We start from the raw sequence: 18,169 nt of genomic DNA on the forward strand, positions 1-18,169 counted from the left end.
TTCGTCCTCCTGATGCCGACGGCATGGGGACAGGTAACGGTCATTGCCATCGCAGCGATCATCGGCCTCGTGCTGTTCAAGCCTCAGCACGATTCAACCCATGATCCCCTGGCAATAACGGTCAGGCGTCGAGTTGGCCTGCTCTGGTTGACGCTGTTCTTTGCCTTGCTGATGGGATTACCGCTGCTGTCGGCCATGCTCCCGAATCAGACGCTGTCGATGGTGGACGCTTTCTACCGTGCCGGGGCACTGGTGTTCGGTGGCGGGCATGTCGTGTTGCCGCTGCTGCAAGCCGAGGTCGTGCCCTCCGGGTGGGTCAGCAATGACGCCTTTTTGGCCGGCTATGGCGCGGCGCAGGCTGTCCCTGGCCCCTTGTTTACCTTTTCGGCGTTTCTTGGCGCCTCGATGAACAATGCCCCGTCCGGCTGGTTGGGCGGCCTGATCTGCCTCTTGGCGATCTTCGCCCCCTCCTTTCTGCTGGTCGTCGGCGCATTGCCCTTCTGGGAGCGCCTGCGCCGTAACGTGCGCACCCAAGCCGCACTGTTGGGCGTCAATGCGGCGGTGGTTGGCCTGTTGCTGGCAGCCCTCTACAACCCTGTCTGGACCAGCGCAATTCACGCACCCCAGGATTTTGGACTCGCCCTGGTGGCGCTGGTCGCCCTGATGTTCTGGAAGTTGCCGCCGTGGCTGGTGGTGATCGCAAGCGGCATCACGGGAGGGTTGTTGAGCGCGGTTCTGTCCTGAGCGCCGGCAAAAAACTCGAACTCACGCCATACCGCTGCATCCAATGTGTAGGCCAACAGAGGTAAGCGATATGAACAACGATGACGATGACGACCAGGAAAAAACGTCGCACAACCCGTCCACCGATACATCCGGCGTACAGGTTGAAAGCGATGTTGCGGACGGCTCAACTCCAGCTCAAACCGAGGAGGAAGAAGCTGAGGCACTGAGGCAAAAAATAGCCGAGATAGAACGCACGGTGGCCGATGGTCGTTAGCCGAATGATCGAGGCACTGGAAGGTCGGTTGAAGGGAGGTGGCAAGGGTTAGGCCACCTCCCCGTCATGACTCGTTTCTATGGCATTCAGGCGATGTGCAACGCCCTGCCCTTGACCTCCACCAGGGCATTCGCCAAGGCAACCTGGAACAGTTCGACCAGCAAATCGACCTCTTCAGGCTGGATGATCAACGGCGGCAGGAATCGCACGACGGCACCATGGCGCCCGCCAAGCTCCAGGATGACCCCCAGGCGCAGGCATTGACGCTGAATGGCCTGGGCCAGGACGGTATCCGCCGCGGGCACACGATGGTCGCTCGGCGTATCGCTGACGACTTCCACTCCGACCATCAGGCCTCGACCACGGACCTGGCCCAGGCACGCGTAATCGCTTTGCAACCGACACAGATGCCCCATCAGGCGTTGCCCCATGACCTCGGCATGCCCCGGCAAGTCTTCGCTGATGATATGGCGCAGGGTCGCGGCCCCTGCCGCCATCGCCATCTGGTTGCCGCGGAATGTGCCGGCATGGGCGCCCGGTTTCCAGGTATCCAGTTCTTCGCGGTACACCATCACGGCTAACGGCAGGCCACCGCCGATGGCCTTGGAGAGTACGAGGATGTCAGGCTCGATATCGGCGTGTTCGAAAGCAAACAGCTTGCCGGTACGACCCAGGCCGGTCTGTACTTCATCAATGATCAGCGCCACGCCGAACTTGCGGGTCAATTGACGCAGGCCCTGGAGCCAGCGGATCGGCGCCGGAATCACCCCGCCCTCGCCCTGCACGATTTCGACCACCACCGCCGCGGGTGGCAACACCCCCGACTCCGGGTCGCTGAGTAACTGCTCGATAAAATGCAGCCCGGCGTCGATACCGGCTTCGCCGCCGATGCCGAATGGACAACGGTAGTCATAGGGATACGGCAGGAACTGCACATCGGCCATCAGTGAGCCCAGCGCCTGTTTCGGTCCCAGGTTGCCCATCAGGCTCAATGTTCCCAGCGTCATGCCGTGGTAACCGCCAGAGAACGAGAGAATCGGTTTACGTCCGGTCGCCGTCCTGGCCAGTTTCAATGCCGCTTCTATGCCATCGGCACCGGTCGGACCACAGAACTGGATTCGCGCGTGACGGGCAAAATTTTCCGGCAACGCGTTGAACAGGTCTTCGACGAAACGATCCTTGACCGGCGTCGTCAGGTCCAGGGTGTGCAAGGGCAAACCGGAGTCGAGCGTCTGGCGCATGGCCGCAATGGCGACCGGATGGTTATGCCCCAGCGCCAAGGTCCCCGCCCCCGCCAGACAATCCATGAACAGTTGACCTTGGGTATCGCGAACATAGAGGCCATGAGCCTCTTGCAACGCCAACGGAATCCGCCGTGGATAAGACCGGGCATTCGATTCACGGGCCGCCTGGCGCTGTAGATACGGGTTGGTGTTCAGTTCACGCGGGGCTTGTTGACGAAACTGCTCCAGCGTAAAGGTGGCGCTGGATGAGAGACGGGGCTGGACGCTTTCCATATTGAATCCCTGTTGTGAAGACGCTGTCGCGGGCGATCAGCCCTGTCCTTGTACCTGCATGGCCTGGCGCAGGCTGAGCGGGCGCATATCGGTCCAGACCTTTTCGATATAGTCCAGACACTCTTGCTTGCTGCCTTTCACGTCGAGCGTGCGCCAGCCGTTGGGCACGCTTCGATAATCCGGCCAGATTGAGTACTGTTCCTGGTCATTGACCACAACCAGAAAGCGCGTATCCGGGCTGTCCAAACTCATTGCTTGCTCCTTGGGGGTTAGAATGGGAAGGTCTCTACGATACAATACTAATGGTAGCGATTCTCATTAATCTTCTAAAATTCATGCAAGATTCTCAAATTTCCTTATCCACGATGAACTGTCGCAAGACGGCAACGGCCTGTTTATACTTCGAGCCCTTCTGAACGATAACCTCTCTCAATTACCGGTCCACGGATGAGTCGATGATTCCCAGCCTTGCCCCGCTGTTCACCGGTCCGCTTGCCGACCATGGTGAAAAGCTGCAACTGCGCAGCCATCCACGTACAGACGTGCCGGGAGACAGGTTTTTCCGCCACGAGTGTTTCAGCGCATTCGTCGACGACCTGCAGGCACGGTACAAAACCGATGAGCGCCTGGCCCTGGTATCGCTGTGGTCCAAATGGTACTTCAGCACGTTCCTGGCCCCGGTGATGGCCGCCAACCTCCTCCAGCAGTGTGATCTGCCACTGGCCCTGGCCGACACCGGGATACAACTGGGCAATGACGCCAGGCCGCAGGCATTGCACTTGGCCCATGCCGGGCACCCCTTGCCCGCCTGCACGGCCTTCGAACGGTTTCAGAGCCTGATCGAGGAACACCTGGAACCCGTCATCGAAACCCTGGTCAGCGTCTCCCGGGCATCGCCACGGTTGTTCTGGAGCAATGCCGGTAATACCTTCGAGTTCGTGACCAGCCGTATCGACCTGCATCTGCTGGCCAACGCGCACAGCACCGCACCGGCCAGAGAAATCCTGAACAGCCGCCTGCGCCCCAACGGCCGACGCAATCCCTTGTTCGCCCCCGTGCATTACCAGGATATCGGCGAAGACGAGCCGCAGCGCCTGAGGCGCATCTGCTGCATTCGCTACCGCCTTCCCGGCGTCGGCTATTGCAGCAGTTGCCCTCTCGATGAGTGCAAACAGCAGGAGCAGACCGTGTAACAGCCGCTACTTCGCCAGTTGAAAAGGGTTTTCTGTTGTGCGGTCGTAGTCCACGAGGTGGCCATAGTCGAGCCGATAGACCCGGTCGGCGACATCGAAATAACGGTCGTCATGGGTGATGGCGATCACCGTCTTGCCGGCGGCCTTCAACTCGGGCAGCAACTCGTTATAGAACACATGGCGGAACACCGGATCCTGATCCGCTGCCCACTCATCCAGCAGGAACACTTCCCGACCTTCCATCATCAGCAGCAACAGGGCCAGGCGCTTGCGCTGGCCCTGGGATAACGCGGTGGTGGACAGACGGCCGGCGGCGAATTGGACTTTGTGGGCCAGCCCCAGGCGGTCCAGATAATGATCCACCCGAGCCTCGAGCCCGTCGTGATTGCCCGCCTCGCCCAGCACATCGGCAAACAGATAGAAGTCAGCAAAAATGGCCGCGAAATGCTCACGATGCCATTCACTGGTGCTGGCATCGAGCACCACGCCGTTAAGCGAAACCTGCCCGCAAGTGGGCACGTAGAGTCCCGTCAAGAGCTTGGCCAGGGTCGATTTACCGCTGCCATTGCCACCGACTATGAAAATCAACTCACCGCGACGAATCGACAGGTCGATCGGCCCCAGCTCGAACGCGAACTCGTCACTCTGCCCTGGATAGCGATAGCGTACGTTTGACAGGCGCAGCTCGCCGAAGGCCTGTGCCGCTTGCGCAGGTGTCTTGAACTGCACCGTCTCACCCAGTGCCAGGGCATCGATGGCCTGCAAGGCGACATGGCCGCGAATGACCGCCGGAATGGCATCCAGAATCATCGAGATCGGCGTGCGCAGAAACATGATCGCCAGCACGTAACCCACCACCACCTGCTGACTGAGCATGCCCAGCCCCTGGCCGAGAAAGAACAGCGTTCCGATCAGCACGAACACCAGCAGTGTCGTCCAGTTCAGGTTCACCGCCCACAGGGTGTCGGCGCGCACCGACGCATCCAGCGAGGCCCGAGCGATGGGTTCAAGCTTGTGTTCATAAAGCAGATGCCGGCGTTCCCGGCTCAGGCCCAACTCGCAACGGCCCTGGATCGCCGCCTCGAATTGCTCGGTCAACTGGTCGTCTTGTCGGCGGACGGCCTGCATCAAGGTCTTGACCTTGCGCCCGAGCAACACATCCAGCCCCACCCCCAGGGCAATCACCCCCAGGGTCAGGAAAAAGAACGGCACGCTGAGCCAGGCCATGTAAGCGAGCCCTGCCAGGAGCAGCAAGCCGTTGTACAAGGAGATCGGCAGTTGCTTGAACGCTGTGGCGACGGTGGTCACGTCCTTGGTCAGCGCGTTGTAGATACGCGGGCTACCGAGCCGTTCGATGCGCTCGAGTGCCGTGCCCAACACCTTGCCCACCAGCCGCAGGCGCAATTGGTAAACCAGACGATGCCCGATCTGCACCAGTAACCATTGCGACGTCACACCAGTGATGAACAACAGAAGCAGCAGGCCACCGAACAACAGCAAGCCGCGGCCAATATCATCGAGACCGTGCTCCAGGCTGCGGTTGATGTAGCCGATCAGGCCGATACTGGTTGCCGCACTCAAGGCGCTGCTCAGAATCGCCAGCAGAATGCGCCATCGAGCGTCGTGCAGCAGTTCTTTCAATAGGATCATGAGGCAGACACCACCTTGGCAGAGGTTTGCAACAGTAAAGGCAACAGGTTTTCGACCAATCGCGGCTCCGCGAGTATCGCGTGATGGCCCACGTCCAGTGTCCACTGGCGAACAGCGTGCCGGGTATGCGCTTGCCACTGAGCACGCAAGTCGCCGTGGGCATTGCCGCGCCAGAGCCACAGCGGCACGTCGACGGTGGGCAAGGACTGCTCATACAAGCGCGTCTTGATCGCGCGATATTGCGCCAATAGCGAGAGTAAATCAGCATCGGCAGCTTCCCACTGCAGATGCGCACGCACCTGGCTATCGCTGAGCAACCGGGCCACGCCCTCGGCGTAGTCATGGCCGGCAAGCAGGCGGGTCAAACGCTCGCGCAGTGACTCACCGATGGGCTGGGCATGGCTGCGGCAGTAGAAAGCAAAATCTGCAATCAACTGACCGGCTTCATCGCCCTCGCCCGCCAGGCTGCGTTGTGCATCGTGATCGAGCACCACCAGACCTTCGACAGTAAAGCCGTTGGCTTGCAGATGAGGCACCAGCAACAAGGCCAGTCGCGACGCCAGGCTCCACCCCAGCAGCACCAGCGGACGCTGTTTCAAGTGGACAGGAATGCTCGCCACGTATTGTTGCAGCAGCGCGTCCATATCGCCCTCGCCCCAGACGTTTTCCAGGGCAGCCAGGCCAAACACCGCGATTTTACCGTTGAGATTGTCCACCAGCGGCTGATACGCCTGCAGATGCCCTTGTGCCCCGTGCACCAGCAGCAAGGCCGGGGACTGTTCATCGGCAGCACTCAGGACTTTCCATGGGCCGGCGCTTTCGTGATTGCCCAGGCCACGGACCAGATCACGCACGGTATGCCGTTCGAACAGCAGATGGGTCGGCAACTCCAGCGACAGGCGCTCGCGAATCAGCGACACCACTTTGATCGCCGCCAGCGAGTGCCCGCCGACGTTGAAGAAGTGGTCGGTCACTCCCAGGTCATCGACACCAAGCACCTCGCACCAGATGGCCAGAATGGCGGTTTCCAGCTCGCCGACAGGTGCCACGCGGGTGTTCTGCAAGCGTTGCCGGGCACGCTCAAGCAAGTTGTTGCGGTCGAGCTTGCCATTGCTGTTCAAGGGCAAGGTCTTGAGTGCAAGGATACCGCTGGGCAACATGTAGTCCGGCAGTTGGCGAGCCAGAGCCGCGCACAGATGCTCGGTCGTCGGTAACCGGGCATCGTCCTTCACGATAAAAGCCAGCAGCCGCCCGTGGTCGCCTTCGCCGTCCAACAAGACAGCCGCCTGCAGTACGCCCGGCTGGGCCAATAAAGCCTGTTCCACTTCCGCCAGCTCCAGGCGAAACCCGCGAATCTTCACCTGCTGATCATTGCGGCCAAGAATGCGCAGTGCGCCATCGGCCTGGCGCAAGGCCAGATCGCCGGTGCGATACAGGCGCTTGCCGCTGAGCGGATCGACACCAAAGGCACTGCCACCGACTCCGCCCACATAACCGCGCCCGACACTGGCGCCACTGATGCACAACTCCCCTGCCTGGCCTGGCGGCACCGGCCGTTGCTGGTCATCGAGCAAGAGAATGCGGTTATCCCCCACTACCTGATTCAAGGCGCAACCACTCACGCCCTGGTCGATATCGATCGCCCGCCACAACACCCCCACCGTGGTCTCTGTCGGACCGTAATGGTTGTACAGGCGACAGGTTGGTTTCGCTTGGGCCAAACGGCGCAGTAAAGGCTCACTGACCGGTTCTCCACCCAGTACCAGCACCCGGCGCGGGAGAATATCGCGGGTAACCTGTTCGCCCATCAGCGCTTCAAGATGCGATGGAACGATTTTGAGCACGTCCAGCGGGTAGCGCTGAAGTTCTTCGGCGAACGCCCTGGCATCGGTCACGGTGGACTGCTCCAGCACATGCACGCAACCGCCTTGCAGCCAGGCCGGAAACAGCACGGTGTTACCCAGGTCCGCGAGCAGCGAGGACACCAGGCCATAGTGCCCGGCCTCGGGCAACTGCAGCGCACGGGTCACTTGCGTAACGTAATGACGCAATTGACCTTGTTCGATCTGTACACCTTTGGGCTTGCCACTGGTGCCCGAGGTATAGAGCACGTAGGCCAGGTCTTGCGCCGAGCCCTGCACCGGCGAGTCGAACACCGGCCCGGTGCACGCCTGCGTCCAGCACAGGGTGTCGACCGCGATGTCGGGTTGCAGACCCTCTACGTACAGCAGCAGGGTCGGTTGCGCATCATCGATAATGCCGGCCAGACGCAGCGGGGGTTGCTGCGGATCCAGGGGCAGATAGGCCGCCCCGACCTTGAAGCAGGCCAGCATCGCGATCAGCATCTGCGCCCCACGCGGCAAGTACAGGCCGATCACCTGTTCACGCTCGACACCGGCCTGATGCAGGCTGCCGGCTACACGGTCGCTCAGGGCATCGAGTTCGGCGTACGAGAACATTTGCTCCCCATAGCGCAGCGCCGGCCGGTCCGGTTGTGTGCGGGCATGCTCGCGCAGGGTGGCGACGATATCCAGATCCGGCGCCTGGACGGAATGCGTCGGCAACGTAGGCAACTCCCCGGGCAAGTGCGGATCTACACCACTGATCAGGCCGTTGGGCGACTGCACCAATTGCGCCAGCCAATGGGCGAAGCGCTGGAGCAACACCTGCATCTGTTGTTCACGGTACAGACCACAATCATAAGCCAGCAGCAGTTCCCCGCGGCCGTGGGCATCGAGCGTCAGCTGCAATTGCAGCTCCACCGGGGTATCGAAAGACAGGACCTGCAAGCCATGCAGCTGCGGTGCATACACGACACGTAGTCCGGTCTGAAAACTGTCACGCCACTGCGGCAACAGCTGAGCCTGGCCCACGTATTCCTGCCAGGCCACGGCGTTTTCCAGTTGCCGTGCCAATGGCCGCGCCAGGTTGATCCAGGTGCTGTGCTCGGACATCTGCACCACCATCGGCAGGGTTTGCTCGAACAACCCGCAAGCCCCTGATAGCTCCTCATAGTCATCGCGCGGATCGTGCTGCACACCCAACTGCCCGTGCTGCTGCCCGTTGAGCCGGCCCAGCAATGAACCCCAGGCGGCCAGGGCCAGAGGCTCCACGGCCATGCCTTCACCCTCGGCCAGGGCCGTCAACGCTGCTGGCAGTGTCTGCGCCAGCGTGAGCCGAACCACGGCATGGCTGCCACTGGCGATGCCATAGCGCTCGATCAGGCGCATGCCCGGCACCTCTTGCAAAGCCAGGTTGCGCCAGAACTGCGCGCCCTGTTCGGCGTCTTCGTCCAGTTGCAGGCCATTGATCCACTCAACGTATTCGCTGTACTGCATAGGCTCGGCTGCAAACGGTGCGGCGCGTCCCAACAGCTGCGCCTGCAACTGGATCAGGCTGCGCACGTCCAGCGAATACACCGGGACCGCCAACAGCAGCCAATCGTCCAGTAGCCAGGCCAACACATCGGGTTGTTCGGCCAGGCAATGCTGCTGGGCTTCGTGCAGCCATGCGTGCTCATCCTGCCCTTCACTCGAGCGGCCCTGGCGCCAGTCCAGGCGCAGTTCGCAGGGCTCGACCACCCGCTGGCGCAAGCCCGTGGCACCGACCGGGCGCAGGTAGCGCAGGCGCAGTGCCTGGTGCTGCTGCAAACAATCACGCAGGCGCTGTTCAAGCCCCCCTTCGGGCACGCCCGACAGCTGCATGCGCACCCAGCACCAGGCTTGCGGACTGGCCTGGGCCAGTTGTTTTTGCTGAGGTGAAAGCGTTAGTCCAAGGTCCATCATGGTTTCAACTCTGCGTATGTCTCTTCGGTCTGCGCCGGCGCAGCCAGCACCTGATCACGGCCATAGATTTCGCCCATGGCCACCACAATCTTGCGCTCGCCCTCGAACGGGTCCCGGGCGTGTGCCGCCATCATGTTATCGAGCATGACCACATCGCCCTGCTGCCAATCGAAGCGCACGGCACAACGCTCGTAGGCCGCGTTGATGGCCTCGATGGCCTCCGGTTCCAGCTCGGAACCGTCGCCATAGAACACTTGCCGGGGCATCGTCGCCTCACCATCGCGCAAAAACTGCTCGCGCACATCGGCATCCAGAAAGGCCGGATGATACAGCTGGATCTGATTGAAGAAGCTCTCCTCTCCCGTCAACGGGTGCAGGATGACCGCAGGACAAATCTGGCGAGTGTGCAGATCATTGGCACCGCGCCACTGGAATTCGATATTGCTCTCACGGCAGATGCGCTCGACGTCGGCGCGCTCCTGGGTCTGGAAGAAGTGCTGCCAACTGACGTCCAGGCTGGCACTGAAATTACGCACGTACATCAGCTGCTTGCGGCGCAGGTTCGCTTGCAGCCAGGCCGGCAGTTCACGGTAGACCTGACGGCTGTCGACAATCGGGGTCGCGCCACCGGAGCTGGCGGGCGTCTGGCAGTAGAACCATTGCCGACGCGGCCAGCGATGCTGATGAGCACTCTCGTTATGAAACAGGATCATCCGATCCTTGGGGTAAGGCGTGGACTTGTAGATATTCTTGCCGCCCTCTTCCTTCGGCAGATCACCGTACTGACCATACAATTGCGGGCACAACGCCTGGCAAAAAGCCTCGAACGCCGCCGGGGTCGGCAAGTCAAAGCCACGGAAAACAATGCCCCCGTGCTTGAGCAGCCAGTCTTCGACCTTTTCACGGTTCGCTTCAGCCCAGATGGCCGGCGCCAGCTCGCGGTCACGCAGTTGAATCGACAAGGGAAACGTCGAGCCTTCGCGTAACGGTCGGGCTTCGAAGGGCTCGCGGGTCACAGGCGACCCGCTCTGGCGCATCTTGCCCAGCTTGCTCATTTTGCGTTGCAGCGGATTGTCCGTGGACATTGCAGCAGCTCCTCCTGGAGGCGAAATCAGGGTATCGATTGACTGGTCTGGCGCGCCGAGGGCCAGGTCCAGCAGCGATTCGAAGGTATTACGCAAGCGTTCAACCGTGGCCGGGCGAAACAGGCTGGTGCGATACACCCAGCGCAGGCTGATCCCGTCACCGTCTTCGCTGGCAAACAAGGCCATGTCGAATTTGGAATGGTGCTGCTCGCCCGCCAGTGGCTCGACCTGCAAATTGCCGAGTTGGCGTTGCTGGCGCGGCGTGTTGTCGAGCACAAACAACGTCTGCAACAACGGGTGGACATTCGCCACGCGGGGCAGCGCCAGGCATTCGACGACACGCTCGAATGGCGTGTCCTGCCAGGCGAACGCTTGCAGGCAGGTCTCCCGGACCTGCAGCGCTTGCTCACGGAAACTCAACTCCGGTTGCAGGCGGATACGCAAGGCCAGCAGATTGACGAAGAAGCCGATCAGCGACTCAGTCGCCGGGTGGTCGCGGTTGGCCACGTCCGTACCGATGACCAGATCGCGTCCCTGGGTTTCACGCTGCAGCACCGCGGCGTAACAGGTCAGCAACAACATGAATGGCGACGTTGCGCTGTCCTGGGCGAAAGCCTTCAGCCGGCCCACCGTGGCCGCCGACAACTGGAAGTCCAGGGCCGCACCGGCGCCGCTGTCGCGCTCGGGACGCGGAAAATCGAACGGCAGTGGCACTTGCGCGGGAATGCCGGCCAGGGCTTGCCGCCAGAAATCCAGGCCTTCACGCTGACGCCGTTGTACCGCCGCCGAGCCTTGCCATACGGCGTAATCCACGTACTGGATCGCCAGCTCGCTCTGCGCTGGCAGCGTGCCCGCGCTGTAGGCTTCGTAGCCCTGGATCAGCTCGTCGACCAGCACCGCGCCGGACCAGCCGTCGGAGGCAATGTGGTGCATGACCAGTTGCAGCACATGATCCTGCTCACCCAGGCGATACAGGACCGCCCGCAGCGGCGCCTCGCTGGCAAGATCGAACGGTCGCAGCGCAATGGCCCGGGCATCGACCGGCCACTGCGCCGCGCTCGACACGCTCACTGGCAACGGCACCGACAACTGTCGGTGAATCCGCTGGAACAACTCGCCGCCGCGCTGGTGATAGGTGGTACGCAAAATGGCATGGCGATCCACCAGCCGCTGCAAGGCACGCTCCAGGGCATGACTGTCCAACTGTCCGCGCAGGCGTACGTTGCTGCTCATGTTGAAGCTGCTGTCCGCCAGATCCAGCTGTTGCATTAACCAGACCCGCTGCTGCGCCGAAGACAACGGCTGATCAAGTTGCCGATCGACTTGAGGAATCTGCAACGAAGCCAGATCCAGATGACGCGCCAGGCCCTCGATGCGCTGCGCCAGGTCCGCCAGTACCGGCGTTTCGAACAGCCAGCGCAAAGGCATTTCAATGCCCTGTTCACGCAGACGCGCACGCACCTGGGCGGCCATCAGCGAATGCCCACCCAACTGGAAGAAATGAGCATCGGCAGGGATCTGTGGCAGGTTCAACACCGCGCTCCAGACCTCGGCCAGCAACGTTTCGCTGGCCGTCAGCGCACGCTGAACGAGGCCCGTAGCGCAAGTTTCCAACTGCACCCGAGGCAGCTGTTTGCGATCCACTTTGCCGTTGGTATTGAGCGGCAGTTGTTCCAGCGCCTGCAAATGCGTCGGCACCATGTAGGCCGGCAAGCGCTCTTGCAAGTAATTGCGGACCGAAGCCTCGTCCGGTGGATTATCGCAATGGGTGACCCAGAAGGCGGCCAGATGCTCGCCCTGCACGGCCACGACCGCCTGCACCAATTCGGGATGGCTGAGCAGCACGGCTTCGATCTCCCCCAGTTCGATGCGATAACCGCGCAATTTGATCTGGTCATCGGTGCGGCCGAGGTAATACAGCTGCCCGTCGGGCTGCCAGCGGGCCAAGTCACCGGTGCGGTACAAACGCCCGCCGTTGTGGCTGAACGGATCGGCAATGAAGCGTTCGGCGGTCAACCCCGGCTGCCCGGCATAACCGCGGGCCAGGCCATCACCGGCGATGTATAGCTCGCCCACACGGCCGGGCGGCACTTCGCACAAATGCTCATCGAGGACGTGACAACGGGTGTTGAGCAATGGCCGGCCAATGGGGGCGACGGGCAATTGCAGGGCGTCGATGGGCGTCTGGGTGGACCACACCGTGGTTTCCGTCGGCCCATAAACGTTGATCAGGTGAGCCACGCATGGCCTGAGCTCGCTCGCCATTTCCGCCGCCAGTGCCTCACCACCGGCCAGGGCTACACGGCCGGCCAGCACCTGACGATCGCCCTGCAACAACAGCGCCCAGGTGGCCGGTGTGGCCTGAATGAGATCTACGGCCTGGCGCTGAATCAGTTGCGCAAGCAACAGGGGGTCCTGTCGCTCTTCATCATCGGCCAGCACCACGGTGCCGCCGCGTACCAGCGGCAGGCACAGCTCCAGGCCGCAAATGTCGAAGGTCACAGTGGTCAGGGCCAGGTAACGCTGCACATTTTCCAGTGGCAGGGCCTGTTCCATGGCCAGCAGGAAATTAGCGAAACTGCCTCGACTGATCTGCACGCCTTTGGGTTGCCCGGTCGACCCCGAGGTGTAGAGCGTATAAGCCAGTTGCTCGAGCGTCGTCGCCAATGCCGGGCTTTGTGCCGGGAACTGCGACAACGGCAGGTCCGCCCACAAGCTGCAAGGCAGGTGCCCGGGCAAGTCTGCCAGCAGCGAATCGCAGAGCAACAACTGCGGCCGCGCCCGGGTGAGAATCTGTGCCTGGCGTGCCGGCGGATGGGCGGGGTCAAGCGGCAGGTAGCACGCGCCGGCCTTCTGAATCCCCAATAGACACACCAGCAGTCTTTCGTCGCGAGGTAGGCAGAAGGCGATCGTTGATTCCTGCCCGATGCCCTGCGCCCGCAGCCAATGGGCCAGGCGATTGGCTTGGGCATCCAGCTCGGCGTAGCTCATGCGGCGATCGGCGCAGCACACCGCGATGCGATCAGGGTGAACGGCGGCCTGCACTTCAAAGCGCGTGACGAAATCCGCCTCGCCGTGCAGGCGCGAGGACATGCCCGCGGTGGCCAAGGTCGCGACCGAATCCAGCGGGACTTCCAGCAAGCGCTGCTGAAGATCGGCACTGGCCAGACTGGCGAGCAATCCTTGATAGTCCTCCACCAGCCGCTGGCAGGTGTCAGCTCGCAACAGTGCGGTCGCGTATTCGACAATCAAGCCGGTGCGTGCATCGCTTGCGCGGCCTTGGGTGAACAGATTGAAGGTCAGGTCGAACTTGGCACTCACCACACCGTCCGGCAGCGCCAGTGATTCCACGCTGATGCCGGGCAGGCTGAGGCTGCGCGCGTCGCGGTGATCAGCCTGATAGTTGAACATTGCCTGGAACACCGGGGTGCGATCCAGGCTGCGCTCGACCTCCAGCATGTCCAGCAGTTGCTCGAACGGCAGCGCCTGGTGGGCCAGATCATCGGCCAACCGCCCGTTCAGGTCACGGATAAACGATTGCAGACTTTGCCGGGCATCAATCTGCACCCGATGCGCCAGCGTGTTGACGAACAAGCCGACCAAGGCCTGGCTCTCGGCCGATTCGCGCCCCGCCACCGGCACACCAATGGCGAAATCATTGCGCCCGCCATGGCGCCAGAGCAGAAGTTGGTAGGCCGCGAAATACAGCACGAAGGGCGTCACCCCCAGGGCCCTGGCCCGGGCGTCGACAGCCGCGCTCAACGAGGCGGGAAGGCCATGCTCGATGCGGGCGCCAGCGTACGCTTGCTGTACCGGCCGCGCGCAGTGGTCGGGCAACTCCAGCGGTTCGTTGCTCAGACCCTGCAAGCGCTGCTGCCAATACGCCAGCAACGTGCGGCCTTGCTCTGCTTCCAGGTCCCGTCGCTGCGCTTCAATCAGCGGCAACAACCCCGTGGTCGCGGGCATGGCCCGGTCCTGGTAGATCAGCGCAAAGTCCTGGACCAACAAGCCCATGGACCAGCCATCCACGGCAATGTGGTGCACATTGAACAGCAACCGGTAATCACCCGGCGCCACGCAAAATACATCGATGGCCAGTAACGGGCCCTGCACCAAGTCGAACACCCGCTGGGCGGCATCGGCAATGACCGCTGCCTGCTGCGCTTCATCCAGGCCACGGAGGTCATGCACATTGAAGATCGCCGCAGCCGCCTCATCCAGGCGCTGCCAGACCTGCCCTTGCTCTTCAAAGAACCTGCAGCGCAAGGCGTCATGGCGCGAGACCAGGGTCTGGCAAGCGCGTTGCAATCGAGGCACATCCAGCTCACCGCGCAAGGCCAGCAACTGCGTCACGTTGTAAGCCGTTGCAGCCGGATCGAGCTGCTGCATGAACCACACCCGTTGCTGGGCGTGGGACAGTGCGCGGGGCGGCTCCAGCACCTCGGTTGCCGAGGGCGGCGCAACGACCGGCGGCACTGCGGCGCTCAGTACACCGGCCAATTGCCGGGCGCTGGGGTTTTCCAGCAATTGCCGGGGCATCAGGCGCAGTTCGGCCTGCCGCAGCCGGGCGATCAATTGCAGGCTGAGGATCGAATCACCACCCTCGGCAAAAAAGTCCGCGTCCGGCCCCAGGCCCGGCTGTTCAAGCAACTCGCGAAAGGCCGTGAGCACGGTCAGCAGCACCGGGTCCAACCGGCCATCGATGCACAGGGCCATGGCCGCCAGAGAGGAATGTTGCAGGACATCACGCGGCTGCAACTTCAGCCCTTCGCGTGAAGCCAGGCCGATCAGTTGCAGACTGAGGATCGAGTCGCCGCCCAGGGCGAAAAAGTCATCCTCGCGCCCCACGTGCGCGCAGCCGAGGATCTGACACCACAGCTGCGCCAGACGCTGTTCGGTGGCGCCACGCGGCGGTCGGGCGGCGGTATCGACCGACCCGCCCTCAGCCGGGTCAGGCAGCGCACGTCGATCCAGCTTGCCATTGGCCGTCAACGGCAGCGCCTCCAGCGCCACCCAATGACCGGGCACCATGTGCTCCGGCAATTGACGCCTGGCCTCGGCTTGCAGGTTCGCCAACGCGTCGTTTGCCAGCGAGGGACTGAGATACGCCACCAGTTGCGTACGCCCCTTCACTTCACAGGCCAGCACCGCCCCTTCGCGAACCTGCGGCTGGGCATTGAGCCAGGCGCTGACTTCGCCCGGTTCAACACGAAAACCGCGGATCTTGACCTGATCGTCCTGACGCCCCAGAAACACCAGGCGCCCGCTGCGGTCCAGGCGCACCCTGTCGCCGCTGCGATAAAAGCGCTGCCCCTGGGCGGTGGTGCCAAATATCTGGGCGGTCAACTCAGGTTGGCCGAGGTAACCTTGGGCAACCTGAGGGCCACCGATCAGCAACTCGCCGGCCACCCCCCGCGGCACCGACAGATCATTGCCGTCAACGATGCGCAACTGGCAGCCCGCTAACGGCTGGCCCAAGGGCAGATACCGACCCGAATCAAGTGAGTCCAGTGCCTGGATTTCTCCGCATATCACACCCACCGTGGTTTCCGACGGGCCATAATGATTGAAGATACGCAGTTGCGGCGCCAGTTCGCGCACTTGTGCGTACAGGGCGTGATCGAAACCTTCACCACCGAGGATCAACACCTCCCTGGGCAAGACGCGTCGGGCATCGTCCAACGCCAACAGGCCGCGCAGGTGCGAAGGCGCGATCTTCAGGCAATCCACGGGGTGTGCCTCAAGAAAGTCCGCCCAACCGGGCGGATCGAAGGTCAGCGATGCCGGTGGCAGGATCAGCGGATCGCCGGCATTCAGCGCGGCGAACACACACGTCAGCCCCAGATCCGCGGCCACGGTGGCCAAGGTCGCCCAGTGGCTCCCCGGCGTCGCTTGCAAGCGTTGACCGACGGCGGCTGCGTAATGCGCCAGGTTGCCATGGGTGACCAGTACACCTTTGGGCTGGCCGGTCGAACCCGAGGTATAGATGAGGTAAGCAGGCAGGTGTGGCTGGCTGAGACTCTCGCCCAGCGTCCCGCTGGCCACCGCAGTCAAATCAGCGGCACTGAGTACCAGGCGCGCCATGTCCACGCCCGTTTCAGGAGCCTCGGCCAGCGTTACCCACAGGCTCGCGCCACTGTCGTGCAACAGTTGCGCCAGGCGCTGGGGCGGCTGTGCCGGGTCGAGAAACAGACACACCGCACCGCGTTGCCAACAAGCCAGCGTTGCCAGCAATTGCTCCGCGCAACGCGGCATGCACAGCGCAATCACCTGCCCCGGACCTATGCCCTGCCCGGCCAATCGCATGGCCAGCGCGTGGCTCGCGGCACCGAGGGTGGCATAGTCGAGCGTTTGCCCGACGCTGCATAAGGCGACGGCGGTGGGCGTGTGCGTTGCCCAATGAAGCACCTGCTGATCCAGCGGCAAGGGCATCTCGCCCAACACGGGGCCACACACTTCACTGGGCGGTGAAACCAGCTGAAGCTCGGCCAGGCGCCGCTGGGGATGGTTCGACGTCTCCTCGAGAATCGCCAGCAAGTCATCCAGCATCTGTTCGACGGTTGCCGCATCGAACAATTCATCGCTGTATTCCAACTCGCAGCACAGGCTGGCGTCAGCGGTACGCACCAGGCGCAGCGTGAGGTCGAAGCGTGCATGGCGCTGCGGCGGGTCGAGTACTTCAACCGCGACACCGGGCAATGTCAGGGTGCGGCTTTCAGGCAAGTCCACCTGGACGAACATGACCTGAAACAGCGGGCTCGAACGTGGCCGTTCAAGGTTTTCAAGCACATTTTCGAAAGGCAACAACTGATGATCGAAGGCGGCCGCGACGGTGTCACGGGTGCGCAACAGCGCCGTGGCGAAGTCCGGGTTGTCGTGCAGGCGCTGACGAATCACCAGGGTATTGAGCAAAGGGCCGATCAGGGGCACCAGTTCCGGGCGATCACGTTGCGCGGCCGAAGTGCCCAAGCACAGGTCATGCTCGCCGCTGTAGCGCGACAGCAGCCAGCTGAAAGCTGTCAGGCCGTAGATGTACAGCGTCACCCCATGCTTGCGGATAGCCGCCTCGACCGCGGTGGTCAGTTGCGGCGACAGCGCCCGGGCGAGCACCGCGCCGCTATGGCGGCGCTGAGCGGGGGCTGGACGTGGCCGATCCAGAGGCAACGCCAATGCAGCGGGGGCATCGGCCAGTTGTGCTTGCCAGAAATCGATGTGCTGCCGACAGCTTTCGCTGTCCAGCCACTCGTGTTCCCACGCGGCGTAGTCGGCGTACTGGATGCTCAGTTCCGGTTGTCGGGCGGGTTCACCCAAGGCCAGTGCCCGATAAGCCTCGGCCAGTTCAAGGGTCAGTTGCTGGGCCGACCAGGCGTCGTAGGCCACATGGTGAATGGTGAAAAACAGCCAGGTCGACTGCTCCTGCGCATCGCTGAAGGCTCGCCAGCGCCATGGCACTGACTGGCTGAGGTCAAAAGGCTCGGCCAGTTGCCGGGCGTACTCATCGGCGCACCACTGCTCGTACTCGCCAGGCGCCAGGGTCAACGGTTCGACGCTTGGCCGGGCGACGCGTTGCGGCTCGCAATGAGGCTGCAACTGGCCTTGCGCATCGGTCGTGTAGCGGGTGCGCAGGATCTGGTGGCGGTCGCTCAACTGCTGCATGGCTTGCTGCAAACGCTCGCCCTCGAGGCGGCCGTCAAAACGCAGGACCGAACACAGATTGTAAAGAGCGCGACTGCTCAGGGCCTCCGCCGACAGAAAACGCCGCTGCGCCTGGGCCAACGGGATGCGTTCGCCTTCGCCTAGGACGGCAGGGACAATCGGCAGGCGCCAGCTATCGATGCCCTTCTCGGCCAGGCGCTGACGAAAGACTTTTTTCTTGTCCGCGGGCAAGGAAGCCAGCCGCTGCGCAATCTCCAGGAAAGCTTGTTGCGTCATCGCACTC

General features: G+C 62.6%; 8 protein-coding genes. 3 read left to right on the forward strand and 5 right to left on the reverse strand.

From position 1 onward, the window contains the following. Both chrA and AAIS01_RS16695 read left to right on the forward strand, forming a co-directional pair. A partial coding sequence (chrA, locus tag AAIS01_RS16690; RefSeq protein WP_343469824.1) for a chromate efflux transporter occupies positions 1-744 on the forward strand: 744 nt, incomplete at its 5' end. Positions 745-814: 70 nt separating this feature from the next. Then, positions 815-1,000, forward strand: a complete 186-nt coding sequence (locus AAIS01_RS16695) for a hypothetical protein (protein WP_343469825.1) — start codon at positions 815-817, stop codon at positions 998-1,000. Positions 1,001-1,086: 86 nt separating this feature from the next. Here the strand turns inward: AAIS01_RS16695 and AAIS01_RS16700 are convergent, their stop codons facing one another. Both AAIS01_RS16700 and AAIS01_RS16705 read right to left on the reverse strand, forming a co-directional pair. After that, positions 1,087-2,517 carry a diaminobutyrate--2-oxoglutarate transaminase gene (locus AAIS01_RS16700; protein ID WP_343469826.1) on the reverse strand — a complete coding sequence of 477 codons (1,431 nt, stop codon included), beginning with the start codon at positions 2,515-2,517 and terminating at the stop codon, positions 1,087-1,089. 36 nt (positions 2,518-2,553) lie between these two features. Continuing rightward, positions 2,554-2,769 (reverse strand): MbtH family protein, encoded by a 216-nt coding sequence (locus AAIS01_RS16705; protein ID WP_343469827.1) that lies wholly within the window; start codon positions 2,767-2,769, stop codon positions 2,554-2,556. A 203-nt stretch (positions 2,770-2,972) separates the two neighbouring features. On the opposite strand from AAIS01_RS16705, the gene fhuF reads away from it, so the two are divergent. After that, complete coding sequence (fhuF, locus tag AAIS01_RS16710; protein WP_343469828.1) at positions 2,973-3,710, forward strand: siderophore-iron reductase FhuF; 738 nt, start codon at positions 2,973-2,975, stop codon at positions 3,708-3,710. 6 nt (positions 3,711-3,716) lie between these two features. Here fhuF and AAIS01_RS16715 read toward each other — a convergent pair whose 3' ends face one another. The 3 genes from AAIS01_RS16715 to AAIS01_RS16725 are packed head-to-tail and all read right to left on the reverse strand — an operon-like array spanning position 3,717 to position 18,162. Further along, positions 3,717-5,360 carry a cyclic peptide export ABC transporter gene (locus tag AAIS01_RS16715; protein WP_343469829.1) on the reverse strand — a complete coding sequence of 548 codons (1,644 nt, stop codon included), beginning with the start codon at positions 5,358-5,360 and terminating at the stop codon, positions 3,717-3,719. Continuing rightward, a complete protein-coding gene (locus tag AAIS01_RS16720) occupies positions 5,357-9,145 on the reverse strand; it encodes a non-ribosomal peptide synthetase (RefSeq protein ID WP_343469830.1) in 3,789 nt (1,262 codons plus the stop codon). The genes AAIS01_RS16715 and AAIS01_RS16720 overlap by 4 nt, the downstream gene beginning before the upstream one ends. Next, a complete protein-coding gene (locus AAIS01_RS16725; RefSeq protein ID WP_343469831.1) occupies positions 9,142-18,162 on the reverse strand; it encodes a non-ribosomal peptide synthetase in 9,021 nt (3,006 codons plus the stop codon). Before AAIS01_RS16725 ends, AAIS01_RS16720 begins: the two co-directional genes overlap by 4 nt. Positions 18,163-18,169: the final 7 nt, after the last annotated feature.

It is taken from the genome of Pseudomonas halotolerans (assembly GCF_039581215.1).
Classification (GTDB): Bacteria; Pseudomonadota; Gammaproteobacteria; order Pseudomonadales; family Pseudomonadaceae; genus Aquipseudomonas; species Aquipseudomonas tehranensis.